The 257-nt window shown below is 72.0% G+C and carries 1 protein-coding gene; it reads left to right on the forward strand.

From position 1 onward, the window contains the following. A partial coding sequence (locus SB751_RS32585; protein WP_410749329.1) for an NAD(+)/NADH kinase occupies positions 1-257 on the forward strand: 257 nt, incomplete at both ends.

A 257-nucleotide genomic window follows, 5' to 3' on the forward strand; every position in this document is an offset into this window, starting at 1 on the left:
GCCGCACGAACGCTGGCCCGACGTCGAATTCGTCGACCTGCCGATCTCCGACACGGTTGCCGACACGCACGCCGGCGCGGCCTACATGCGCCGGAGGGAAGTCGCGCTGATCGTCGTGCTCGGCGGCGACGGCACTCATCGCGCGGTCGCCGCGCACTGCGGCGCGACACCGCTCGTCGCGCTGTCCACCGGCACCAACAACGCGTTTCCCGAACATCGCGAGGCGACCGTCGCGGGCATCGCGGCAGGACTCGCCG

The organism is Cupriavidus sp. SIMBA_020 (assembly GCF_046535395.1).
Taxonomy (GTDB): Bacteria; Pseudomonadota; Gammaproteobacteria; order Burkholderiales; family Burkholderiaceae; genus Cupriavidus; species Cupriavidus campinensis.